At 63.9% G+C, this 18,985-nt stretch carries 14 protein-coding genes; 7 read left to right on the top strand and 7 right to left on the bottom strand.

From position 1 onward, the window contains the following. Positions 1 to 105: 105 nt before the first annotated feature. From def to PQQ95_RS08065, 6 genes are all read right to left on the bottom strand, one after another. Positions 106 to 639 (bottom strand): peptide deformylase, encoded by a 534-nt coding sequence (gene def / locus PQQ95_RS08040; RefSeq protein ID WP_408436674.1) that lies wholly within the window; start codon positions 637 to 639, stop codon positions 106 to 108. Further along, positions 636 to 2,702 carry an NAD-dependent DNA ligase LigA gene (ligA, locus tag PQQ95_RS08045; RefSeq protein WP_408436675.1) on the bottom strand — a complete coding sequence of 689 codons (2,067 nt, stop codon included), beginning with the start codon at positions 2,700 to 2,702 and terminating at the stop codon, positions 636 to 638. Before ligA ends, def begins: the two co-directional genes overlap by 4 nt. A gap of 174 nt (positions 2,703 to 2,876) precedes the next feature. Further along, the gene (locus PQQ95_RS08050) at positions 2,877 to 4,130 is read right to left on the bottom strand and encodes a cell division protein ZipA C-terminal FtsZ-binding domain-containing protein (RefSeq protein ID WP_408436676.1); all 1,254 of its coding nucleotides are present in this window, start codon (positions 4,128 to 4,130) and stop codon (positions 2,877 to 2,879) included. 118 nt (positions 4,131 to 4,248) lie between these two features. Beyond that, positions 4,249 to 7,767, bottom strand: coding sequence for a chromosome segregation protein SMC (gene smc, locus PQQ95_RS08055; protein ID WP_408436678.1), 3,519 nt, complete (start codon positions 7,765 to 7,767; stop codon positions 4,249 to 4,251). Between the two features lie 151 nt (positions 7,768 to 7,918). Continuing rightward, on the bottom strand, positions 7,919 to 8,905 hold the full coding sequence (locus PQQ95_RS08060) for a DMT family transporter (protein ID WP_408436679.1): 987 nt from the start codon (positions 8,903 to 8,905) through the stop codon (positions 7,919 to 7,921). Then, complete coding sequence (locus tag PQQ95_RS08065) at positions 8,902 to 9,066, bottom strand: hypothetical protein (protein ID WP_408436681.1); 165 nt, start codon at positions 9,064 to 9,066, stop codon at positions 8,902 to 8,904. Before PQQ95_RS08065 ends, PQQ95_RS08060 begins: the two co-directional genes overlap by 4 nt. A gap of 453 nt (positions 9,067 to 9,519) precedes the next feature. On the opposite strand from PQQ95_RS08065, the gene dapC reads away from it, so the two are divergent. From dapC to cls, 6 genes are all read left to right on the top strand, one after another. Further along, positions 9,520 to 10,737, top strand: a complete 1,218-nt coding sequence (gene dapC, locus PQQ95_RS08070) for a succinyldiaminopimelate transaminase (RefSeq protein WP_408436682.1) — start codon at positions 9,520 to 9,522, stop codon at positions 10,735 to 10,737. An 80-nt stretch (positions 10,738 to 10,817) separates the two neighbouring features. Then, complete coding sequence (gene dapD, locus PQQ95_RS08075; RefSeq protein ID WP_408436684.1) at positions 10,818 to 11,645, top strand: 2,3,4,5-tetrahydropyridine-2,6-dicarboxylate N-succinyltransferase; 828 nt, start codon at positions 10,818 to 10,820, stop codon at positions 11,643 to 11,645. Beyond that, entirely contained in the window at positions 11,645 to 12,010 is a 366-nt protein-coding gene (locus PQQ95_RS08080) for an ArsC family reductase (RefSeq protein WP_408436686.1), read from the top strand. The genes dapD and PQQ95_RS08080 overlap by 1 nt, the downstream gene beginning before the upstream one ends. Positions 12,011 to 12,266: 256 nt before the next feature. Beyond that, positions 12,267 to 13,406, top strand: coding sequence for a succinyl-diaminopimelate desuccinylase (gene dapE / locus PQQ95_RS08085; RefSeq protein ID WP_408436688.1), 1,140 nt, complete (start codon positions 12,267 to 12,269; stop codon positions 13,404 to 13,406). A gap of 17 nt (positions 13,407 to 13,423) precedes the next feature. Beyond that, on the top strand, positions 13,424 to 14,308 hold the full coding sequence (gene prmB, locus PQQ95_RS08090) for a 50S ribosomal protein L3 N(5)-glutamine methyltransferase (RefSeq protein ID WP_408436690.1): 885 nt from the start codon (positions 13,424 to 13,426) through the stop codon (positions 14,306 to 14,308). Positions 14,309 to 14,680: 372 nt separating this feature from the next. Beyond that, positions 14,681 to 16,120 carry a cardiolipin synthase gene (gene cls, locus PQQ95_RS08095; protein ID WP_408436691.1) on the top strand — a complete coding sequence of 480 codons (1,440 nt, stop codon included), beginning with the start codon at positions 14,681 to 14,683 and terminating at the stop codon, positions 16,118 to 16,120. A 314-nt stretch (positions 16,121 to 16,434) separates the two neighbouring features. On the opposite strand, the gene PQQ95_RS08100 is transcribed toward cls, so the two are convergent. Further along, positions 16,435 to 16,914, bottom strand: a complete 480-nt coding sequence (locus tag PQQ95_RS08100) for a glutathione peroxidase (RefSeq protein WP_408436692.1) — start codon at positions 16,912 to 16,914, stop codon at positions 16,435 to 16,437. Positions 16,915 to 17,048: 134 nt separating this feature from the next. On the opposite strand from PQQ95_RS08100, the gene PQQ95_RS08105 reads away from it, so the two are divergent. After that, positions 17,049 to 18,983, top strand: coding sequence for an ATP-binding cassette domain-containing protein (locus tag PQQ95_RS08105; RefSeq protein ID WP_408436693.1), 1,935 nt, complete (start codon positions 17,049 to 17,051; stop codon positions 18,981 to 18,983). The last annotated feature ends 2 nt before the right edge of the window (positions 18,984 to 18,985 follow it).

Here is an 18,985-nt window from a genome sequence, read left to right on the forward strand (position 1 = left end):
CGCCGTGACACTCGCCCAACAAAAAGCCCACGTGAAAAACGTGGGCTTTTTTATGCCTGCGGGGCGCGAGCGTCAACGTGGCCGCCCGCAGGTCAGAATACGGCGTCAGTCGTCACTATTCGGGTCCAAATCCGGAAACAGGACTTCCGTGAAGCCAAACTTCGAGAAATCGTTGATCCGCATCGGGTATAGCTTGCCGATCAGGTGATCGCATTCATGCTGCACGACACGCGCGTGAAAGCCCTCGGCGACGCGGTCGATCGGCTTGCCGTATTGATCGAAGCCGTGATACTTGATCATCGAAAACCGGCTCACCGCGCCGCGCAGGCCCGGCACGGACAGGCAGCCTTCCCAGCCCTCTTCCATATCCAGCGACACCGGCGTGATGGTCGGGTTGATCAGCACCGTCTCCGGCACCGGCGGCGCATCCGGATAGCGTTCGTTGTGCCCGAAGCCGAAGATCACCACCTGCAGATTGACGCCGATCTGCGGCGCGGCGAGCCCCGCGCCGTTCGCGTCGTGCATGGTCTCGAACATGTCTTTGATGAGTTCATGCAGTTCGGGCGTGTCGAAGTGATCGACCGGATCGGCAATTTGCAAAAGGCGCGGATCGCCCATCTTGAGAATTTCGCGGATCATAACTGCCCCTCCAGGAGCTTACGCATACCATCTTCGTCGAGTACGGGGATGCCGAGTTCCTCGGCTTTCGCCAGCTTGCTGCCGGCTTCGGCCCCGGCCACCACGTAATCCGTTTTCTTCGACACCGAACCGGCCACTTTCGCGCCGGCCGCTTCGAGCATTTCTTTCGCCTCTTCGCGGGCGAGCGTCGGCAAGGTGCCGGTCAGAACGACCGTCTTGCCGGCCAGCACGCCTTGCGGCGCCTTGGGCGCGGGCGGCCCTTCCGGCCAGGTGACCTTGCCCGGTGCGCGGAGTTGCTCGATCACCGTGCGGTTGTGCTCTTCGGCGAAAAACTGATGAATCGACTCGGCCACCACAGGACCCACGTCGTTCACTTCCAGCAATTCTTCAACCGAAGCGTCCATGATCGGATTCAGCGAGCCGAAATGCCTGGCCAGATCTTTCGCCGTCGATTCACCCACATGCCGGATACCAAGCGCGTAAATAAAACGCGCCAGTGTAGTGTGCTTGGCCTTTTCAAGCGAATCGAGCAGGTTCTGCGCGGACTTTTCAGCAAAGCGGTCGAGTTCGGCAAGGGTCGCAAAGCCGACGTTGAACAGATCGGCCGGCGTGCGCACCAGATTCTCCTCGACAAGCTGATCGATGATTTTTTCACCCAGCCCGTCGATATCCAGCGCCCGCCGCTGCGCGAAATGCCACAACGCCTGCTTGCGCTGCGCCGGGCAAAACAGGCCGCCCGTGCAGCGCGCAATCGCCTCGTCCGGCAGCCGTTCGATGCTCGAGCCGCATACAGGACAGTGCGTGGGCATGACGAACTCCCGGGCGTTCTCCGGGCGGCGGTCGAGCAGCGCGCTCACCACTTCGGGAATCACGTCACCGGCACGCCGTACGATCACCGTGTCGCCGATGCGAATATCCTTGCGGCGCACCTCGTCTTCGTTGTGCAACGTCGCGTTCGTCACCGTCGCGCCGCCGACGAACACCGGCTCCAGCCGCGCAACCGGCGTAATCGCGCCGGTGCGGCCGACCTGCACGTCGATCGCGACGAGTTGGGTGAGCGCTTCCTGCGCAGGGAATTTATGCGCCAGAGCGAAACGCGGCGCGCGCGAGACAAAGCCGAGCGCGTCCTGCTCATCGCGCCGGTTGACTTTATAAACGACGCCGTCGATGTCGTAAGGCAGCGTATCGCGCTTCTCGCCCACCGCGTGGAAAAAACCGAGCAAGCCTTCAGCGCCCTGCACAACGGCCCGCTCGCCATTCACCGGCAAGCCGAGTTCCTTGTACCAATCGAGCAGTTCGCTATGCGTGGCCGGCATCTCGATACCTTCGAGCACACCGATTCCATAAGCGAAGAACGACAGCGGCCGCTGCGCAGTGATCTTCGAATCGAGCTGCCGCAAACTGCCGGCGGCAGCGTTACGCGGATTGGCGAATTCCTTCTGCTCAGCAGCCCGCTGGCGCTCGTTCAGGCGTTCAAAATCGCGCTTGAACATAAGCACTTCGCCACGCACGTCGAGCACATGCGGCACGCGTTTGCCCTTGAGCTTGAGCGGAATGGAACGGATCGTGCGGACGTTTTCGGTAACGTTCTCGCCGGTCGTACCGTCGCCGCGCGTGGACGCCTGGACGAACGCACCGTCGACATAACGCAGCGAAATGGCAAGACCGTCGAACTTCAGCTCAGCCGCGTAATCCACCGGCACCGGCGGCTCGCTCGCGTTCTTGCCGAGCGCGTCGCCGACGCGCTTGTCGAACGCGACGATGTCTTCATCCGCGAAACCGTTGTTCAGCGAGAGCATGGGCTGATCGTGCACGACCGGCTCGAAGCCGCTCGACGCCTCGCCGCCCACGCGTTGGGTGGGCGAATCCGGCACCACGAGATCCGGATGCTCCGTCTCGATTCGCTCCAGTTCCTTGAAGAGCTTGTCGTACTCCGCGTCCGGCAAGTCCGGCTGATCGAGCACGTAGTACGCGTAGTTGGCGCGTTCGAGTTCCGCGCGCAGCCACGCGGCCCGTTCTGCCGGGGCGCTGGTTGCAGGAGGTGAGGCGGGGGTTCGGGCCATACTGTCGGAAGGTTTTTCAGTGAAATTCAGACATTGGATTATCGCAGGAAGCCTGTCCCTTTACATCGGCCGAATGGCCAGTTTCGTGGGTTCGTTATTGCGCCCCAAACTGCGCCCCAAACGCTAACGGCCGCACATCGTGCGGCCGTCGAATACTGCGAAACAGCGGAACCGTTACTGGCTGAACAAACGGCGCGTGGCCGGCGACCCCGCCGGGATACCCGCCTGTTCGAGCTTCGCATAAAGCGTCATCAACTGCTTTTCGATCGCCAGCAGCGCGGTTTCCGGCAACGGACGGCGCCCGTCGTCGACTACCCGCCCGCCGATACGCTCGGCCAACGATTTCGCGTAGTCGCACATCAGGCGGAACGGCAGGATGTCTTCGTCCGCGACCGGCACGTCGAGCACCAGCGTGATCATCTGGCCGCCCTTGTAGGTCAGGTCGTCGCGCAGGAAATTGGTGTCGCCGAATTGCAGCATGAACACCGGGCTCTGCCTGGCGTCGAGCTTGACGAAGCGCGTGCCGTCGCGCGAGAGCAGCAAGCCGTCCTGCGACGCGACAGCCTGAACGTAGTTAGCCGACCACGGCGCGCCATCGGAGAGCACGTTGATCGACAGTTGCGCATCGCACTGCGCGGCGAAGCCGTCGAGTTCGCGCGCCATCGCCACCGTTTCAAGCATATCGGGGAATTCCGGCGACGCGTCGAGCGCATCGGCAAACTGCTGCACGCCGGTCACGAACTCCGAAAACTCCAGTTCGTTGAGCGCCCCACTCCGATTGGCCAATTGCGCGGCCGCGCGCAGTTCTTCATAACGCGCACCGTTTTGCAGCAATTCCCACGCGCCGCCTTCGAGCTTGCCTTCGATATGCACCGGCTTGCTGCCGGCGCGGCGCAGACGCTGCGCAAGCGGAATCACCTTGTCTCCGGCCACCGGGCCATTCAAACGAATCGGCACGATGCAGTCAATGCGGCGATCGACGATAGCCGGCGGCGCCGACGAAATCGTCGTGGCGGCGGGCAGAATCGGTTCGACCGGTTCGTCGGCGGTCGCGGCGTGGCCGCCTTCCGCTTCAGCAATGCCTTCAGCTTCCGGATAGCCGTTCGGCGTAGTCGTCTCGGCCTGAATATCGGCCGGCGTATCGAGCGGCGCGGCCACTGCGCCGAAAGTCGGCTCGACGCGCGCCGCCGTGGCTTCCGCTGCGGCGTCTGAACCGACTACCGGCTCGCGCCGCGTGGTCGGCCGGGCCGGTTCGATGAACGGGCTCTGCTCCTCCTGATCGTCCCGCGCGAAACTTTCGGCGGTATCGGCCGGCATCGGGCGCGGCATCTTGCGGCGCACCTTCGCGCCTTGCCATGCGTTGTACACGACCACGCCCCCGACCACCACGGCGCCCGCGCCGATCAAACCGAGTGTCAACTCGTCCATGCATGCTCCGTCAGCAATTCTTCTGTCTGCGCGGCTTTGCGCCCGTCCCACCTGTCGCGCGGCCGCTGGCCGCTGCGCTGAACGCGGGCGCCCGCGATGATCAATCTATATAAAAAACTTAACCGATATTCTGGGCGAAACCAGCCGCCGTTTCCATGTCGACCGCAACGATCCGCGACACGCCCTGCTCCTGCATGGTCACGCCGATCAGTTGCTGCGCCATTTCCATCGCGATCTTGTTGTGCGAAATGAACAGGAACTGCGTTTTGTCCGACATCGCACGCACGAGGTTCGCGAAACGTTCCGTATTGGCGTCGTCGAGTGGCGCGTCCACTTCGTCGAGCAGACAGAACGGCGCGGGATTCAGCTGGAACATCGCGAACACCAGCGCGGTGGCGGTCAAGGCCTTTTCGCCGCCCGACAGCAGGTGAATCGTCGAATTCTTCTTGCCCGGCGGTTGCGCCATCACCTGCACGCCGGCGTCGAGAATCTCGTCGCCGGTCATGATCAGCCTAGCCTGGCCACCGCCGAAGAGACGCGGGAACAGCTCGCCGAAATGACGGTTTACTTCGTCGAACGTGCCTTGCAGCAGCGTGCGCGTTTCGCCGTCGATCTTGCGAATCGCGTCTTCCAGCGTTTCGATCGCGTTGTTCAGGTCGGCCGATTGCGAATCGAGGAACGTCTTGCGCTCAGTCGCCGCCTTCAGTTCGTCGAGCGCGGCCATGTTGACCGGACCCAGCGCGGTGATCGCGTTGTTGATCCGCGTGACTTCGCCTTGCAGGTAAGACGGCTTCATGTCCGGCGTGAGCTTGGCCTGCAACTCGGCTTCATCGACGCCGGCTGCCGCCAGTTGCTCGATGAACTGCTCGCCGTTCAGGCGCGCGGCCTGTTCCTTCAACTGCAATTCGTTGATGCGATCGCGCAGCGGTTGCAACGCGCGCTCGGCGGTCAAACGGGTTTCGTCGGCGGCACGCAGCTTGGCCGTCAGATCGTCCAGTTCGAGACGCGCGGCATGCAGCGCTTCTTCCTTGACCGCGCGGATATCGAGCGCGTCCTGCAAGCCGGTGTGCGCGGTTTGCTCGTTGATCGTTTCCAGTTCGGCGCGCGCGTCTTCCAGCGACGCGGCGACACGCTCGCTCTGCTCGTGCGAGACCTGGATGCTGCGCTTCAATTCGTCGATGCGGTTCGCCATGTTGCGCGCGGCGAAACGCGCGTCGGTGGCGGCCCGGTCGAGATCGCGCGATTGGGCGCGCGCGGCGGTGAGCTGTTCGTCGAGTGCTTCGAAAGCGAGTTGATGATCTTCGAAACGCGCCTGCAATTCGGCGAGTTCGGAATCGTGACGCTCGAAGTTCGCTTCCGACTCGCCACGCAATGCGCGCTGCTCTTCGATCTGCGCGGTGATTTCCTCAAGCTCTTCGCGGATTTGCGTACTGCGTTGCGTGTAACGCTCATGCGCTTGCGCGAGCTTGAGCACGTCCATCTGCAACGCGTGCACGCGTTGCGTGGCGCGCTCCGACTGTTGCCGCACATCGGTCAACGCTTGCGCGGCTTGCGTGTGCGCGGCTTCGGCGCGGATCGCGGCGGCCTTCGCCTCGTCGGCGAGCAACGCTTGCGCACGCACCTGACGGCCCAGGTTTTCGATTTCCTGCTGACGGGCCAGCATGCCGGCCTGTTCGGAATCAGCGGCGTACAACTGGACACCGACACGCGTCACCACGTGGCCGGCTTTGACGACGAACGAGCCGCCTTCCGGCAGTTGCGCGCGCATGGCCAGCGCCTGCTGCAGATCGTCAGCGACGAAAGCGAGGCCGAGCCAGTCGTTCAGCACGGCGCGAATGCCCGCGTCGTCGATCCGAACCAGTGACAACAGCGGACGCAAAGCCGCCGGCGTAGCAGCCGGCTGACCGGCCGCCGGCGGCGAGTAGAACGCGAGCTTGGCGGGCGGCGCGTCGGTGGCGAACGCCTTGACCCAGTCGAGGTTCGACACTTCCAGCGCGGCGAGCCGCTCGCGCAGCACCGCTTCGAGCGCGGCTTCCCAACCGGCTTCGACGTGCAGCTTCTTCCACAGCCGCGGCAAGCCGCTCAGCTCGTGCTTTTCGAGCCACGGCTGGATCTTGCCCTCGGTCTGGACGTTTTCCTGCAATTGCTTGAGCGCGGCCAGGCGGGCGTCGAGCTGATGAATCTGCGCGCTTTCCGACTGCACGCGCTCCTGAGCGGCGCGCCGTTCGCCGTCGAGACGCGGCAGCGTTTCCTGCGCGTCGGCAAGACGGGCCTGCGCGTCGTGCAGGATTTCTTCGTGCTCGGCGAGCTGCATGCGCAGGTCTTCGAGCTGCGCTTCGTCGGGCGCGTCGAGACCGCCTGCTTCCGACTTCAGCCGCTCGTGACGCTGCTGCAACTGCTGCAATTGCTGATCGGCATTGCGCTGATGCGCGGCTTCGAGCTTGAGTGCCTGTTCGGTCTGCGCGATACCGCCGCGCTCGGCGTTCAGTTCGGTCTGCGCATCGCGCCAGCGCGCTTCGAGCGTCGGCATCGCGTCGTGTTTGGCGGCGGCCTCGTCTTCGGCCAGCGCGGCTTTTTCTTCAGCGACGGCGAGTTGCTCTTCGGCGTCTTCGAGATCGTCTTGCGCCTTTTGCGCTTGCGACTGCCACTGCTCGCGCTGCGCGGCCAAGGCGGCAATCTGCGCCTGCACGCGGTTACGCGATTCGACGATGAACTTGATCTCAGCCTCGAGGCGGCTGACTTCGGCATTCGCCTCGTACAGCGCGCCTTGTGCACCCTGCATCGCGTCGCTGGCGGAGTAATGCGCGACGCGCAGCGTTTCGAGTTGCGCTTCGACTTCGCGCAGCTTCGCGGTTTGCGCTTCGAGGTCGATCTGCGCCTGCTCGATTGCGCGCTGCTGGCGCTCCTGCTCGCCGCCGGCTTCGTTCTTGCGCAGCAGCCACAGCAGACGCTGCTTCTCTTCGCCGTCGGCCTGCAAATCCTTGTATTTGGTCGCGACGATCGCCTGTGCTTCCAGCTTCTCGAGATTGGCACTGAGTTCGCGGACGATGTCTTCGACGCGGATCAGATTCTCACGCGTATCGTGCAGACGGTTCTCGGTTTCGCGGCGGCGTTCCTTGTACTTCGACACGCCCGCAGCCTCTTCGAGGAACACGCGCAGCTCTTCCGGCTTCGCCTCGATCAGGCGCGCGATCATGCCTTGCCCGATGATCGCGTACGCGCGCGGCCCAAGGCCGGTGCCGAGGAAAATGTCCTGAATGTCGCGGCGGCGTGCCGGCAGGTTGTTGATGTAGTAGCTCGAGGTGCCGTCACGCGTGAGCACGCGCTTGACGGCGATTTCGGCATACTGCCCCCACTGCCCGGCGGCGCGGCCGTCGGCGTTGTCGAACATGAGTTCGACGCTGGCGCGGCTACCCGGCTTGCGCGCGGTCGAGCCATTGAAGATCACGTCCTGCATCGACTCGCCGCGCAGCTCGGAAGCGCGCGATTCGCCGAGCACCCAGCGCACGGCGTCGATGATGTTGGACTTGCCGCACCCATTCGGTCCGACCACGCCGACAAGCTGGCCCGGTACCTGGAAATGTGTGGGATCGACGAATGACTTGAAGCCAGCGAGTTTGATCGAGGTCAGACGCACGGCGATTTCGCTGTTTGAAAAGGGAAAATAAAAAGTGGCTCGTGAAGGTTGCGCCAGCCGTTCGCCGATGCAGCGGAACGGCCCCCGCGAACCCTCGCGACACGGGCGCCAGGCGCGCGCAATGAAGCGTGCGCCGGCTAATGAGGGGCAATCATACCATCGCGCGCGAGCGGTTCTTAGCGTCCTTACGGTCTGCGCCATCATCGGCGCCGGGACCTGCATCCTGATTGGCCGGATCAGGCGGCAAGGCCTTGGTCCGGTGCACCCAACTGGATAGTGCGGATGCCAGCACGATGCACGCGCCGCCGGCCCATTCGCGCGGGCCCGGCGTCTCGCCGGCGAAGAGCCACGCGGACAAGGCCGTCACCACGATCTCGAACAGCATGATGATCGAGGCCCGATTGGCCGGCACGCGCGAGAGTCCGTACTGCACGAGCATATTGTTCGACGCCAGCAGAAAACCGAGACCGAGTACCAGCAACGCCGCCGTGCCCAGATGCGCGCCGGCGGGCGGCGCGGGCATCGCCTCGAACAGCGACGCAAAGGCGCTGAAAATCGCCGCGCCGCCGAAGATCGTCGCAGTCCGCATTTCGGGCTTCATCTCAGGGAGCACGCGGCTCGTCTTGAGAATCAGCACGTTACTCATGGCAAATCCCATGCCGCCCGCCAGCCCAGCCCATTCGGCGAGGTTGCCGGGCACCGGCATGCCCAATTGCGGCGACCACAGCATGGTCATCGCACCGGCCAGCGACAGCGCGGCAAGACCCGCGCCCGCCCAGGTGAGCCGTTCGTGGAGAATGAAGTGGGCAAAGAGCGCGGTCCAGGCGGGCGTCAGATAGAACAGCAGCAGGACGCGCATCACCTCGCCGTGAATCGAGCCCCACACGAAACCGAGATTGGTCACGCCGGCGGCCAACGCGAGAGCCGGCAGCAGCCAGTGCCAGCGCACGGTCTTGAGCGCACGATGACGGACCAGCAGGACGAACAGGCAACCGGCGCCACTCGTCAGCGCGCTTGCCGCCGTGCCGGTCACGCCGAGTGCATTCAGCATGCGCAGCGGGTACCAGATCATCCCCCACACCGAGGCGCCCAGCATGATCGCGAGGGTCGGCCAGCCATTGCGGAGCCAGTTGCTCATGATGCGAGCCTCCATTGGCTGTCGGGGCTGTCGGGGCTGCCGGGCTTGTTGCGGACGGTTTTGCGGACCATGCTGGCCGCCTTGCCGATGTTGCCGAGTCTGCGGACGGCCGCGTCATTGGGCCCGCTTCGTCCTGATGTCTCCATTGCTGCTGCGACCATTGCTGCTCCTGCTTCCCTTTTTCGCGAACCGTCCGCGGTTCGCGTCGTTCCCGCTGCCTCGCATGCCTGCGCTGCCTGGCGGGTTGCGCCGCGTCCTGACACGCCTGGCGCCGCTGCAATGCGCCCCTGATGTCTTGCGTGGCGGCACATTGCCTGCGTTCGGGCCGTTGCGGCCCTGAGTCGTCCTCGATCCTACCGTGGGTTGTCTCTCTGTTGCATGCGTTCTGGATGGTTCATCTGACTTCGGCTCGCATCCGGCCCCACCCCACGAATGTCCTGCCCCTTCGCCGCCGCGCCATGCCTGCCCGCGAATGGCCGCGTGCCAAGCTATAATCATCCGCTCGCCGCCGCTGCTACCGTTTTCGCGCCTTTCAGGCGTTTTGCCGCCAGCGTGCGTGCCCTGCATTTCCCAGCATCCGTCTGCGCCCTCTTCGATCAGGCTCGATCCGCCCAGTGAACCCGCTACTCGACTCCCTCCAGCCCTATCCGTTCGAAAAGCTGCGTGCGCTTTTCAAGGACATCACGCCGCCGGCCGGCCTCGCACACATCAGCTTCGGCATCGGCGAACCGAAACATCCTACGCCCGCGCTGATTCGCGACGCGGTGATCGCCTCGCTCGGCGGTTTGTCGGCGTACCCGGCGACCATCGGTTCGCCGGCGCTGCGCGAGTCGATCGCGACGTGGGTGACGCAGCGCTACGACCTGCCCGCGGTCGATCCGGCCACCCAGGTGCTGCCGGTGTCGGGCTCGCGCGAGGCGCTTTTTGCGCTCGCACAAACGGTCATCGACCCCAAGCGTCATGCTGACGGCGAGCCTGCGATCGTACTCTGTCCGAACCCGTTCTACCAAATCTACGAAGGCGCCGCGATTCTCGCCGGCGCCCAGCCGTACTTCGTGAATAGCGACCCGGCGCGCAACTTCGCCTGCGACTATTCGGCGGTTCCGGCCGACATCTGGGCGCGCACGCAGCTGCTGTACGTGTGCTCGCCGGGCAACCCCACCGGCGCCGTGCTCACGCTCGACGACTGGCGCGAGCTGTTCGCGCTGTCGGACCGCTACGGCTTCGTGATCGCCTCGGACGAGTGCTACTCGGAAATCTACTTCGATGAAGCCCATCCGCCGCTCGGCGGTCTGGAAGCGGCCCACCGGCTCGGCCGCGGCTTCGAGCGCCTCGTAATGCTCTCGAGCCTGTCCAAGCGCTCGAACGTGCCGGGCATGCGCTCGGGCTTCGTGGCGGGCGACGCGGCGATCCTGAAAGACTTCCTGCTATACCGGACATACCACGGTGCGGCCTTGTCGACGGTGTTCCAGAATGCCAGCATCGCGGCCTGGAATGATGAAACGCACGTGCGCGAGAACCGCGCGAAGTACGTGCAGAAGTTTTCCACCGTGACGCCGATGCTCGCCGAGGTGCTCGACGTACGCCTGCCGGACGCCGCGTTCTACCTGTGGGCGGACGTCTCGCGCACGGGCCTGTCGGACACCGAGTTCGCCCAGCGTCTCTACGCCGACTATAATGTGACGGTTCTGCCGGGCTCGTTCCTCGCGCGCACTGCGCACGGCGTGAACCCCGGCCACAATTTCGTGCGCATGGCGCTCGTCGCCGATGTCGACGAATGCACGCAGGGCGCGCAACGAATCGTCGATTTTTGCCGCGCGCTCGCGGGTTGAGTTTTTCGCGAGTTTTTCGAATTCAGCAACCCCGCGCACCGCACTCCCTTCAGACTTCAACTCTTCAGAAAAGCACGCATATGTCGCAACAACTTCAGCAGATCATTGATACCGCCTGGGAAAACCGCGCCGACCTGTCGCCGAAGGCCGCCCCGGCCGAGGTACGCGAAGCCGTCGCCCACGCCATCGAGCAACTGGACAAGGGCGCGCTGCGCGTGGCCGAGAAGAAGGACGGCGACTGGATCGTCAATCAATGGCTGAAGAAAGCCGTGCTGCTGTCGTTCCGCCTGGAAGACAACGCGCCGATGCCGGCTGGCGGCTACTCCCAGTTCTACGACAAGGTGCCGTCGAAGTTCGCCAGCTACACCGCTGAAGACTTCGCCGCCGGCGGCTTCCGCGTGGTGCCGCCCGCCATCGCGCGCCGCGGCTCGTTCATCGCGAAGAACGTCGTGCTGATGCCGTCGTACACCAACATCGGCGCCTATGTAGACGAAGGCACGATGGTCGACACGTGGGCAACCGTCGGTTCGTGCGCGCAGATCGGCAAGAACGTCCACCTGTCGGGTGGCGTGGGCATCGGCGGCGTGCTGGAGCCGCTCCAGGCCAACCCGGTCATCATCGAAGACAACTGCTTCATCGGCGCGCGTTCGGAAGTGGTGGAAGGCGTGATCGTCGAAGAAAATTCGGTGATCTCGATGGGCGTGTACCTCGGCCAAAGCACCAAGATTTACGACCGCGAAACCGGTGAAGTCACGTACGGCCGTATTCCGGCGGGCTCGGTGGTGGTGGCGGGCAACCTGCCGTCGAAGGACGGCTCGCACAGCCTGTACTGCGCCGTGATCGTCAAGAAGGTCGACGCCAAGACGCGTGCGAAGGTCGGCCTGAACGAGCTGCTGCGAGGCGACTGATGGCACGCGGCACCAAGACCGTCGTCTACGGCATCCCGAACTGCGACACCGTGAAGAAGGCCCGTGTGTGGCTGGAAGAACACGGCGTCGAGTTCGAGTTCCACGACTTCAAGAAACACGGCGTAACCGAGCCGCTGGTTCAGGATTGGCTGAAGGACGTGAAGCTCGACGCATTGCTGAACCGTCGCGGCACCACCTGGCGCGGCCTGTCCGACGACATGAAGGCGGCGGCGGACACGCAACCGGGCGCGATCGCGTTGATGATCCACAAGCCGTCGGTGATCAAGCGGCCGGTGCTGGTGGTCAACGGAAAGGTCAAGTCGCTCGGTTTTGCAGCAGACGAATACGAAGCGCTGTTTGCTTGATAACCTGATTGCCTGATCTGAAGCGCGGGATCGAGCGGGAGAGTCGCACGCAGGGCCAGACCTGGTATCAGACGCGTGGCCCGAAGACGCGTGACCCGAGCGAAGATTCAACCCGGCGACCGGCCGCGAAGATCGCGCGCAACGACGCAAGAAGACGTAAAACGCGGCCTCGCCGCGTTGCTTAAAGCTGTTGCCGGCTGCGGTGTCCAACCGCCAGCCGGCATTTTTTCATTTCAAAGTGGCTTGTACTGAATCCATGTCCGGCACCCTCGCCCTTACCGAACAACTGATCGCGCGCGCCTCCGTAACGCCCGACGACCAGCATTGCCAGCGCCTGCTGATCGAACGCCTGTCCGCGCTCGGCTTCGAGCACGAGACGATCGCATCGAACGGCGTGACCAACCTGTGGGCCGTCAAACGCGGCGTCGACGGCACGCGCGGCAAGCTGCTCGCGTTCGCCGGCCACACGGACGTCGTGCCGACCGGCCCGCTCGAACAATGGCACTCGGCGCCGTTCGAGCCGACCCATCGCGACGGCAAGCTCTACGGCCGCGGCGCGGCGGACATGAAGTCGTCGATCGCCGGTTTCGTCGTGGCAAGCGAGGAATTCGTCGCGGCGCACCCGGCGCATCGCGGCTCGATCGCCTTCCTGATTACGAGCGACGAAGAAGGCCCCGCCACCGACGGCACCGTCAAGGTCGTCGAAGCGCTGCAGGCGCGTGGCGAGCGCATGGACTATTGCATCGTCGGCGAGCCGACCTCGAGCGCACAATTCGGCGACATGGTGAAGAATGGCCGGCGCGGTTCCATGTCGGGCAAGTTGATCGTCAAGGGCGTGCAAGGCCATATCGCCTATCCGCATCTGGCGAAAAATCCGGTGCATCTGCTCGCGCCCGCGTTGGCCGAGCTGGTCGCCGAACGCTGGGACGACGGCAACGAGTATTTCCCGCCCACCACCTGGCAGGTTTCGAACATCCACAGCGGCACCGGCGCGACAAATGTGATTCCGGGCCATGCGGACGTGATGTTCAATTTCCGCTTTTCGACGGCGAGCACGGTGGAGGGCCTGCAGGCTCGCGTCCATGCGATCCTCGACAAACACAATCTCGAATACGACCTGCAATGGTCCGTGAGCGGCCTGCCGTTTCTCACGCCACGCGGCGATCTGTCGAACGCGCTGGCTAAAGCGATCAAGGACGAAACCGGCGTCACGACCGAACTGTCGACCACCGGCGGCACCTCGGACGGTCGCTTCATTGCGCGCATCTGCGAGCAGGTAATCGAATTCGGCCCGCTGAACGCCAGCATCCACAAGATCGACGAACATATCGAAGTCGCACACATCGAGCCGCTGAAGAACGTGTACCGCCGCGTGCTCGAACAACTGATCGCCTGACCCAAGGAATTTCCGCGATGACGCTCCCGTTTTCCACTGTCCGCGACCTGCTGCGTTTCGCGGTATCGCGCTTCAACCAGGCCGAGTTGTCGTTCGGCCACGGCTCGGCCAACGCCTACGACGAAGCCGCCTATCTGATCCTGCATACGCTGCATCTGCCGCTCGATCTGCTGGAGCCGTTTCTCGATGCGCGTCTCTCCGCGTCCGAAATCGACGCCGTGCTGAACGTGATCGAGCGCCGTGCCGGCCAGCGCGTGCCGGCCGCGTACATCACGCAGGAAGCGTGGATGCACGGTTTCCACTTCTACGTGGATGAACGCGTGATCGTGCCGCGTTCGTTCATCGGCGAGTTGCTGCAGGACGGTCTGCAACCTTACGTCGAAGATCCCGAGCAGGTGAGCGCCGTGCTGGAACTGTGCACGGGCTCCGGCTGCCTCGCGATTCTCGCGGCACACGCGTTCCCGAACGCGGATATCGACGCCGTCGATCTCTCCGCGCCCGCGCTGGAAGTCGCCACGCGCAACGTCTCGGACTACCGGCTCGACGACCGCATCGCCCTCTTCGAAGGCGATCTGTACGCGCCGCTCGCCGAGCGCCGCTATGACGTGATCATCAGCAATCCGCCGTATGTGAACGCCACTTCCATGCAGGAACTGCCCGCCGAATACAAGCACGAGCCCGACATGGCGCTGGCAGGCGGCGCGGACGGCATGGATATCGTGCGCCGGATCATCGCTGAGGCGCGCAACTGGCTGACCGAGGACGGCGTGCTGGTGGTCGAGATCGGCAACGAACGTGCGAACGTCGAAGCGGCCTTCGGCGGCCTTGATCTGGTCTGGTTGTCGACGAGCGCCGGCGACGATAACGTATTCCTCATTCAGGCTGCGGATTTGCCGGTTTAAGGCTGCGCATCGCTGTATCGCTGTATCGCTGTATCGCTGTATCGCTGTATCGCTGTATCGCTGTATCGCTGTATCGCTGGCTCACAGTCTCACTGGCTAACGGCCCACTGACTCATTGACTCGCCGGCCCGCTTTATCGCGCGACACGCGCGGCAGACCTTCATTGCCTGCCGTGCGTGTCGCCGTACATAGCCACACACGCCAGCCTCACCTCTCTCGCCCTGCCCGCACACTCCGCATTCGCGGAATCCTCAACGAAGCTGCACCATCACGCCACCCCAACGCACTCACGTTCGGTAAGATGGGCGCGATCAGCTGCGCGCTGCGCCATCAGGCAGCCGCGTCAGCGCTTCGCCAACCCTTCTCCCGCCTATGGAATTCGACCTGCTTCACATCGGCACGCTGGTCGCCCTCGCCCATATTCTCGGCGTGGTAGCAGCGTGCCACGCGATTCTGAACACGCGCACGTCGCAAGGCGCGATCGCGTGGGCGGTGTCGCTGGTCGCCATGCCGTACCTGACGCTGGTGCCGTACCTGTTCCTCGGCCGCAGCAAATTCCAGGGTTACGCGGACGCTCGCCGCATCGAAAACGAGCTGCTGCGCACGCGCTCCCATCCTCAGGAATGGGACACGCGCGCCTCCTCGGCGGGGTTGCCCACCCAGGAGCTTGGCGCGCGGCTCGTGCATTCGCTCACGCGGCTGGGCGGCATGCCGTTCCTGCCGGGCAATTCCGTGCGTACGCTGGTGAACGGGGCCGCGACTTTCGAAGCGATCTTCGAAGCGATCGAAGGCGCACGCAACTATGTGATCGTGCAGTTTTTCATCGTGCGCGACGACGCGCTCGGAGAAATGCTCAAGGACGCATTGATCGCAAAAGCACAACAAGGTGTGCGCGTCTATTTCCTGTACGACAGCATCGGCAGCTTCGATCTGCCCCACCGCTATGTGGCCGCGCTGCGCGCGGGCGGCGTGGAGACGCACCCGTTCGCCACCAATCGCCGCTTCGTGAACCGCCTGCAGCTGAACTTCCGCAATCACCGCAAGATCGTCTCGGTGGACGGTGAACGTGCGTTTGTCGGCGGACACAATGTCGGTGTCGAATATCTCGGCGGCAAGCCGCCGCTGTCGCCGTGGCGCGATACGCATATCGAAGTGCGCGGACCGGCCGTCGCCAGCATCCAGTTCGTATTCACCGAGGACTGGCACTGGGCGACCCAGCAACTGCCCGAGTTCGTCATGCCGGCTTTCCAGCCAACCGACGAGGGCATGCACTGCCTCGTCGTACCGAGCGGCCCGGCCGACAAGCAGGAAACGTGTTCGCTTTTCTTCGTCGAAGCGATCAACGCGGCACGCGAGCGGATCTGGATCACCACGCCTTATCTCATCCCCGACGAAGCCGTGTTCGCCGCGTTGCGACTGGCGGTGCTACGCGGCGTGGATGTGCGCATTCTGATTCCGTGCCGGCGCGATCACCGCGTGGTGTTCACCGCCTCGAAGCTGTACGCGTACGACTCGCTGCGCGCGGGCATCCGCATCTTCCGCTACCAACCTGGCTTCCTGCATCAGAAGGTCGTGCTGATCGACAGCGTAGCGGCCGCCATCGGCAGCGCCAATCTCGACAACCGCTCGTTCCGGCTGAACTTCGAGATCATGGTGCTGACCGTGGACCGGGGCTTTGCCAGGGACGTCGAAGCGATGCTGCTCAAGGACTTCGCGGAGTCGCTCGAAATCGACCGCAACGAGTACCGCAAGGCGAGCGCGCTGCGGCGCGTGCTGATGCACGTGGCGCGGTTGTTCTCGCCGATCCTGTAGCGTCTCCTGCTAAGTCACCGTCCTCGGCTCCGCCACTGGGGCTGGGGCTGGGGCTGGGGCTGGGGCTGGGGCTGGGGCTGGGGCTGGGGCTGGGGCTGGGGCTGGCACTGGGGCTGGGGCTGGGGCTGGGGCTGGGGCTGGGGCTGGAACCGGAACCGAGACCGAGACCGAGACCGAGACCGAGACCGAGACCGACGCTAACACTAACAACTGACGCCGGTGCCGGTGCCGGCATGAACTTCACCTCAGGTTCGGACGCTGGCTCACTCAAGCCCTGCCCCCGCCCGCCCCCCAGCCTCCGGCTACACCCTGCGTTACAACAACTTTTCAATGTCTTCGACAATCGCCTCGGGCTTGGTCAGCGGCGCATAGCGTTTCACCACCTCGCCGTCGCGGCCGATCAGGAACTTGGTGAAATTCCATTTGATCGCTTCGAGTCCCAGCAAGCCCGGCGCCTCGCCCGTCAGATAGCGGAACAGCGGATGCGCATTGGCGCCGTTCACATCGATCTTGTCGAACATCGGAAAAGTCACGCCGTAGTTCTTTTCGCAGAAACTGCCGATCTGCGTCGCGTCGCCCGGTTCCTGCTTGCCGAACTGGTTGCACGGAAAACCGAGCACCGCGAGTCCGCGCGCCGCATAGGTGTCATAGAGCTTTTGCAGGCCCGCGTACTGCGGCGTAAACCCGCATTCGCTCGCCGTATTGACGATCAGCAAAACCTTGCCTTGATAGCGCTCGAGGCTTACTTCCTCGCCGCCAAGCGTACGTGCGGAAAACGAATAAATCGATGTCATATGCTCCCCCGTGAAAGCCGTCAGTCTATGCCAAAAGCCGCGCCGGTACAGTCGGCCGAATGGCCGATCCTGGTTGAGCGCCCGGTGTCAGCCCCGGCAGTCTAAAATAGCGTTTTTCTTCAGCCGGCCTCTTCGTGATCCGCTTTAACCAGTTCAGCCTCGCGCGCGGCACCAAGCCGCTCTTTGAAAACACCACGTTCACCCTCAACCCCGGCGAGAAGGCCGGCCTGGTGGGGGCGAACGGCGCGGGCAAGTCGACGCTGTTTGCCGTGCTGCTCGGCGAACTGCATGGCGACGGCGGCGATTTTTCGATCCCGCCAAACTGGCAGATCGCGCACGTCGCGCAGGAAACGCCGGCGGCGGACAAAACCGCCCTCGCTTATACGCTCGACGGCGATGCGGCCTTGCGCACGATCGAAGCGCGCATCGCCGAAGCCTCCGCCGCGCATGACGGCGCCGCGGAAGGCGAAGCACACGCCGCATTCGCCGACGCCGACGGCTACACCGCGCCCGCTCGCGCTGAAGCTTTGCTGCTTGGCCTCGGTTTCACGCTCGAACAAACCCGCGAGCCGGTCAGCAGTTTCTCGGGCGGCTGGCGCATGCGGCTGAATCTGGCGCAGGCGCTGATGTGCCGCTCCGACCTGCTGCTGCTCGACGAACCGACCAACCACCTGGACCTCGACGCGATCGTCTGGCTCGAAGACTGGCTGCACCGCTATCCGGGCACGCTGATCGTGATCTCGCACGACCGCGAATTTCTCGATTCGGTCTGCAACGTCACGCTGCATCTGGAACATCAGCAGATCAAGCGTTACGGCGGCAACTATTCGCAGTTCGAAATCCTGCGGGCACAACAGATCGCCTTGCAGCAAAGCGCGTATGAGAAGCAACAGCGCACGGTCGAGCATCTGCAGAGCTATATCAACCGTTTCAAGGCGCAGGCCACCAAGGCGCGTCAGGCCCAGAGCCGCGTGAAAGCGCTCGAAAAAATGGAGATGATCGCGCCGGCGCATGCTTCGTCGCCGTTCACGTTCGAATTCCGCACGCCGGATTCCGCACCGAATCCGATGATGGTGATGGAAGACGTGCGCTGCGGCTACCGCGGTGAAGACGGCGAAATTCCAATCGTCGACCATGTGATGCTGTCGATTCAGAACGGTCAGCGCATCGGCCTGCTCGGCGCGAACGGCCAGGGCAAGTCCACGCTGATCAAGACGCTCGCCGGCACGCTCGAAGCCCTCGGCGGCCACGTGCGCGAAGGCAAGGGTCTGCGCATCGGCTATTTCGCGCAGCATCAGCTCGAAACCCTGCGCCCGGACGACACGCCGCTGCAGCATCTCGCGCGTCTCGCACCGGATACCCGCGAACAGGAATTGCGCGACTTCCTCGGCAGTTTCAACTTTTCCGGCGAGATGGCGACCGCGAAGATCGCGCCCTTCTCGGGCGGCGAAAAAGCCCGTTTGGCGCTCGCGCTGATCATCTGGCAAAAGCCGAACCTGCTGCTGCTCGACGAGCCGACCAACCACCTGGATCTCGAAACGCGTCACGCGCTGACCATGGCGCTCGCGCAATTCGAGGGCACGCTGATTCTGGTGTCGCACGACCGGCATCTGCTGCGCGCCACCACCGACGTGTTCATGCTGGTGGCCAGGCATCGTCTGCAGGAGTTCGACGGCGATCTCGACGACTACCGCGACTGGCTGCTGCAACATGCCGCTGACCAGCGCGCGGCACTCAAGGCGGGCACGGCGTCGAACGCCGCGGATGGCGCGGACAACGGCGTCAATCGCAAGGAGCAACGCCGTCTCGAAGCGGAAACGCGTCAGAAGCTCGCGCACCTGAAAAAACCGCTGCAAAGCCGCATCACGAAGATCGAAAAGGAAATGGACGCGCTCAACGCGGAAAAAGCGACGCTCGATGCGTTCGTCGTCGATCCGGCCAGTTACGAGCCCGAGCAGAAAAGCAAGCTGACGGAGGCAATCCGCCGTCAGGCAGATGTGAACGCGCGCCTCGAAACGCTCGAAGCCGAATGGCTCGAGACTCACGAGGAACTCGAACAAATCGGCTAGCG

The sequence above is a fragment of the Paraburkholderia caffeinilytica genome (genome assembly GCF_046030355.1).
GTDB lineage: Bacteria > Pseudomonadota > Gammaproteobacteria > Burkholderiales > Burkholderiaceae > Paraburkholderia > Paraburkholderia caffeinilytica_B.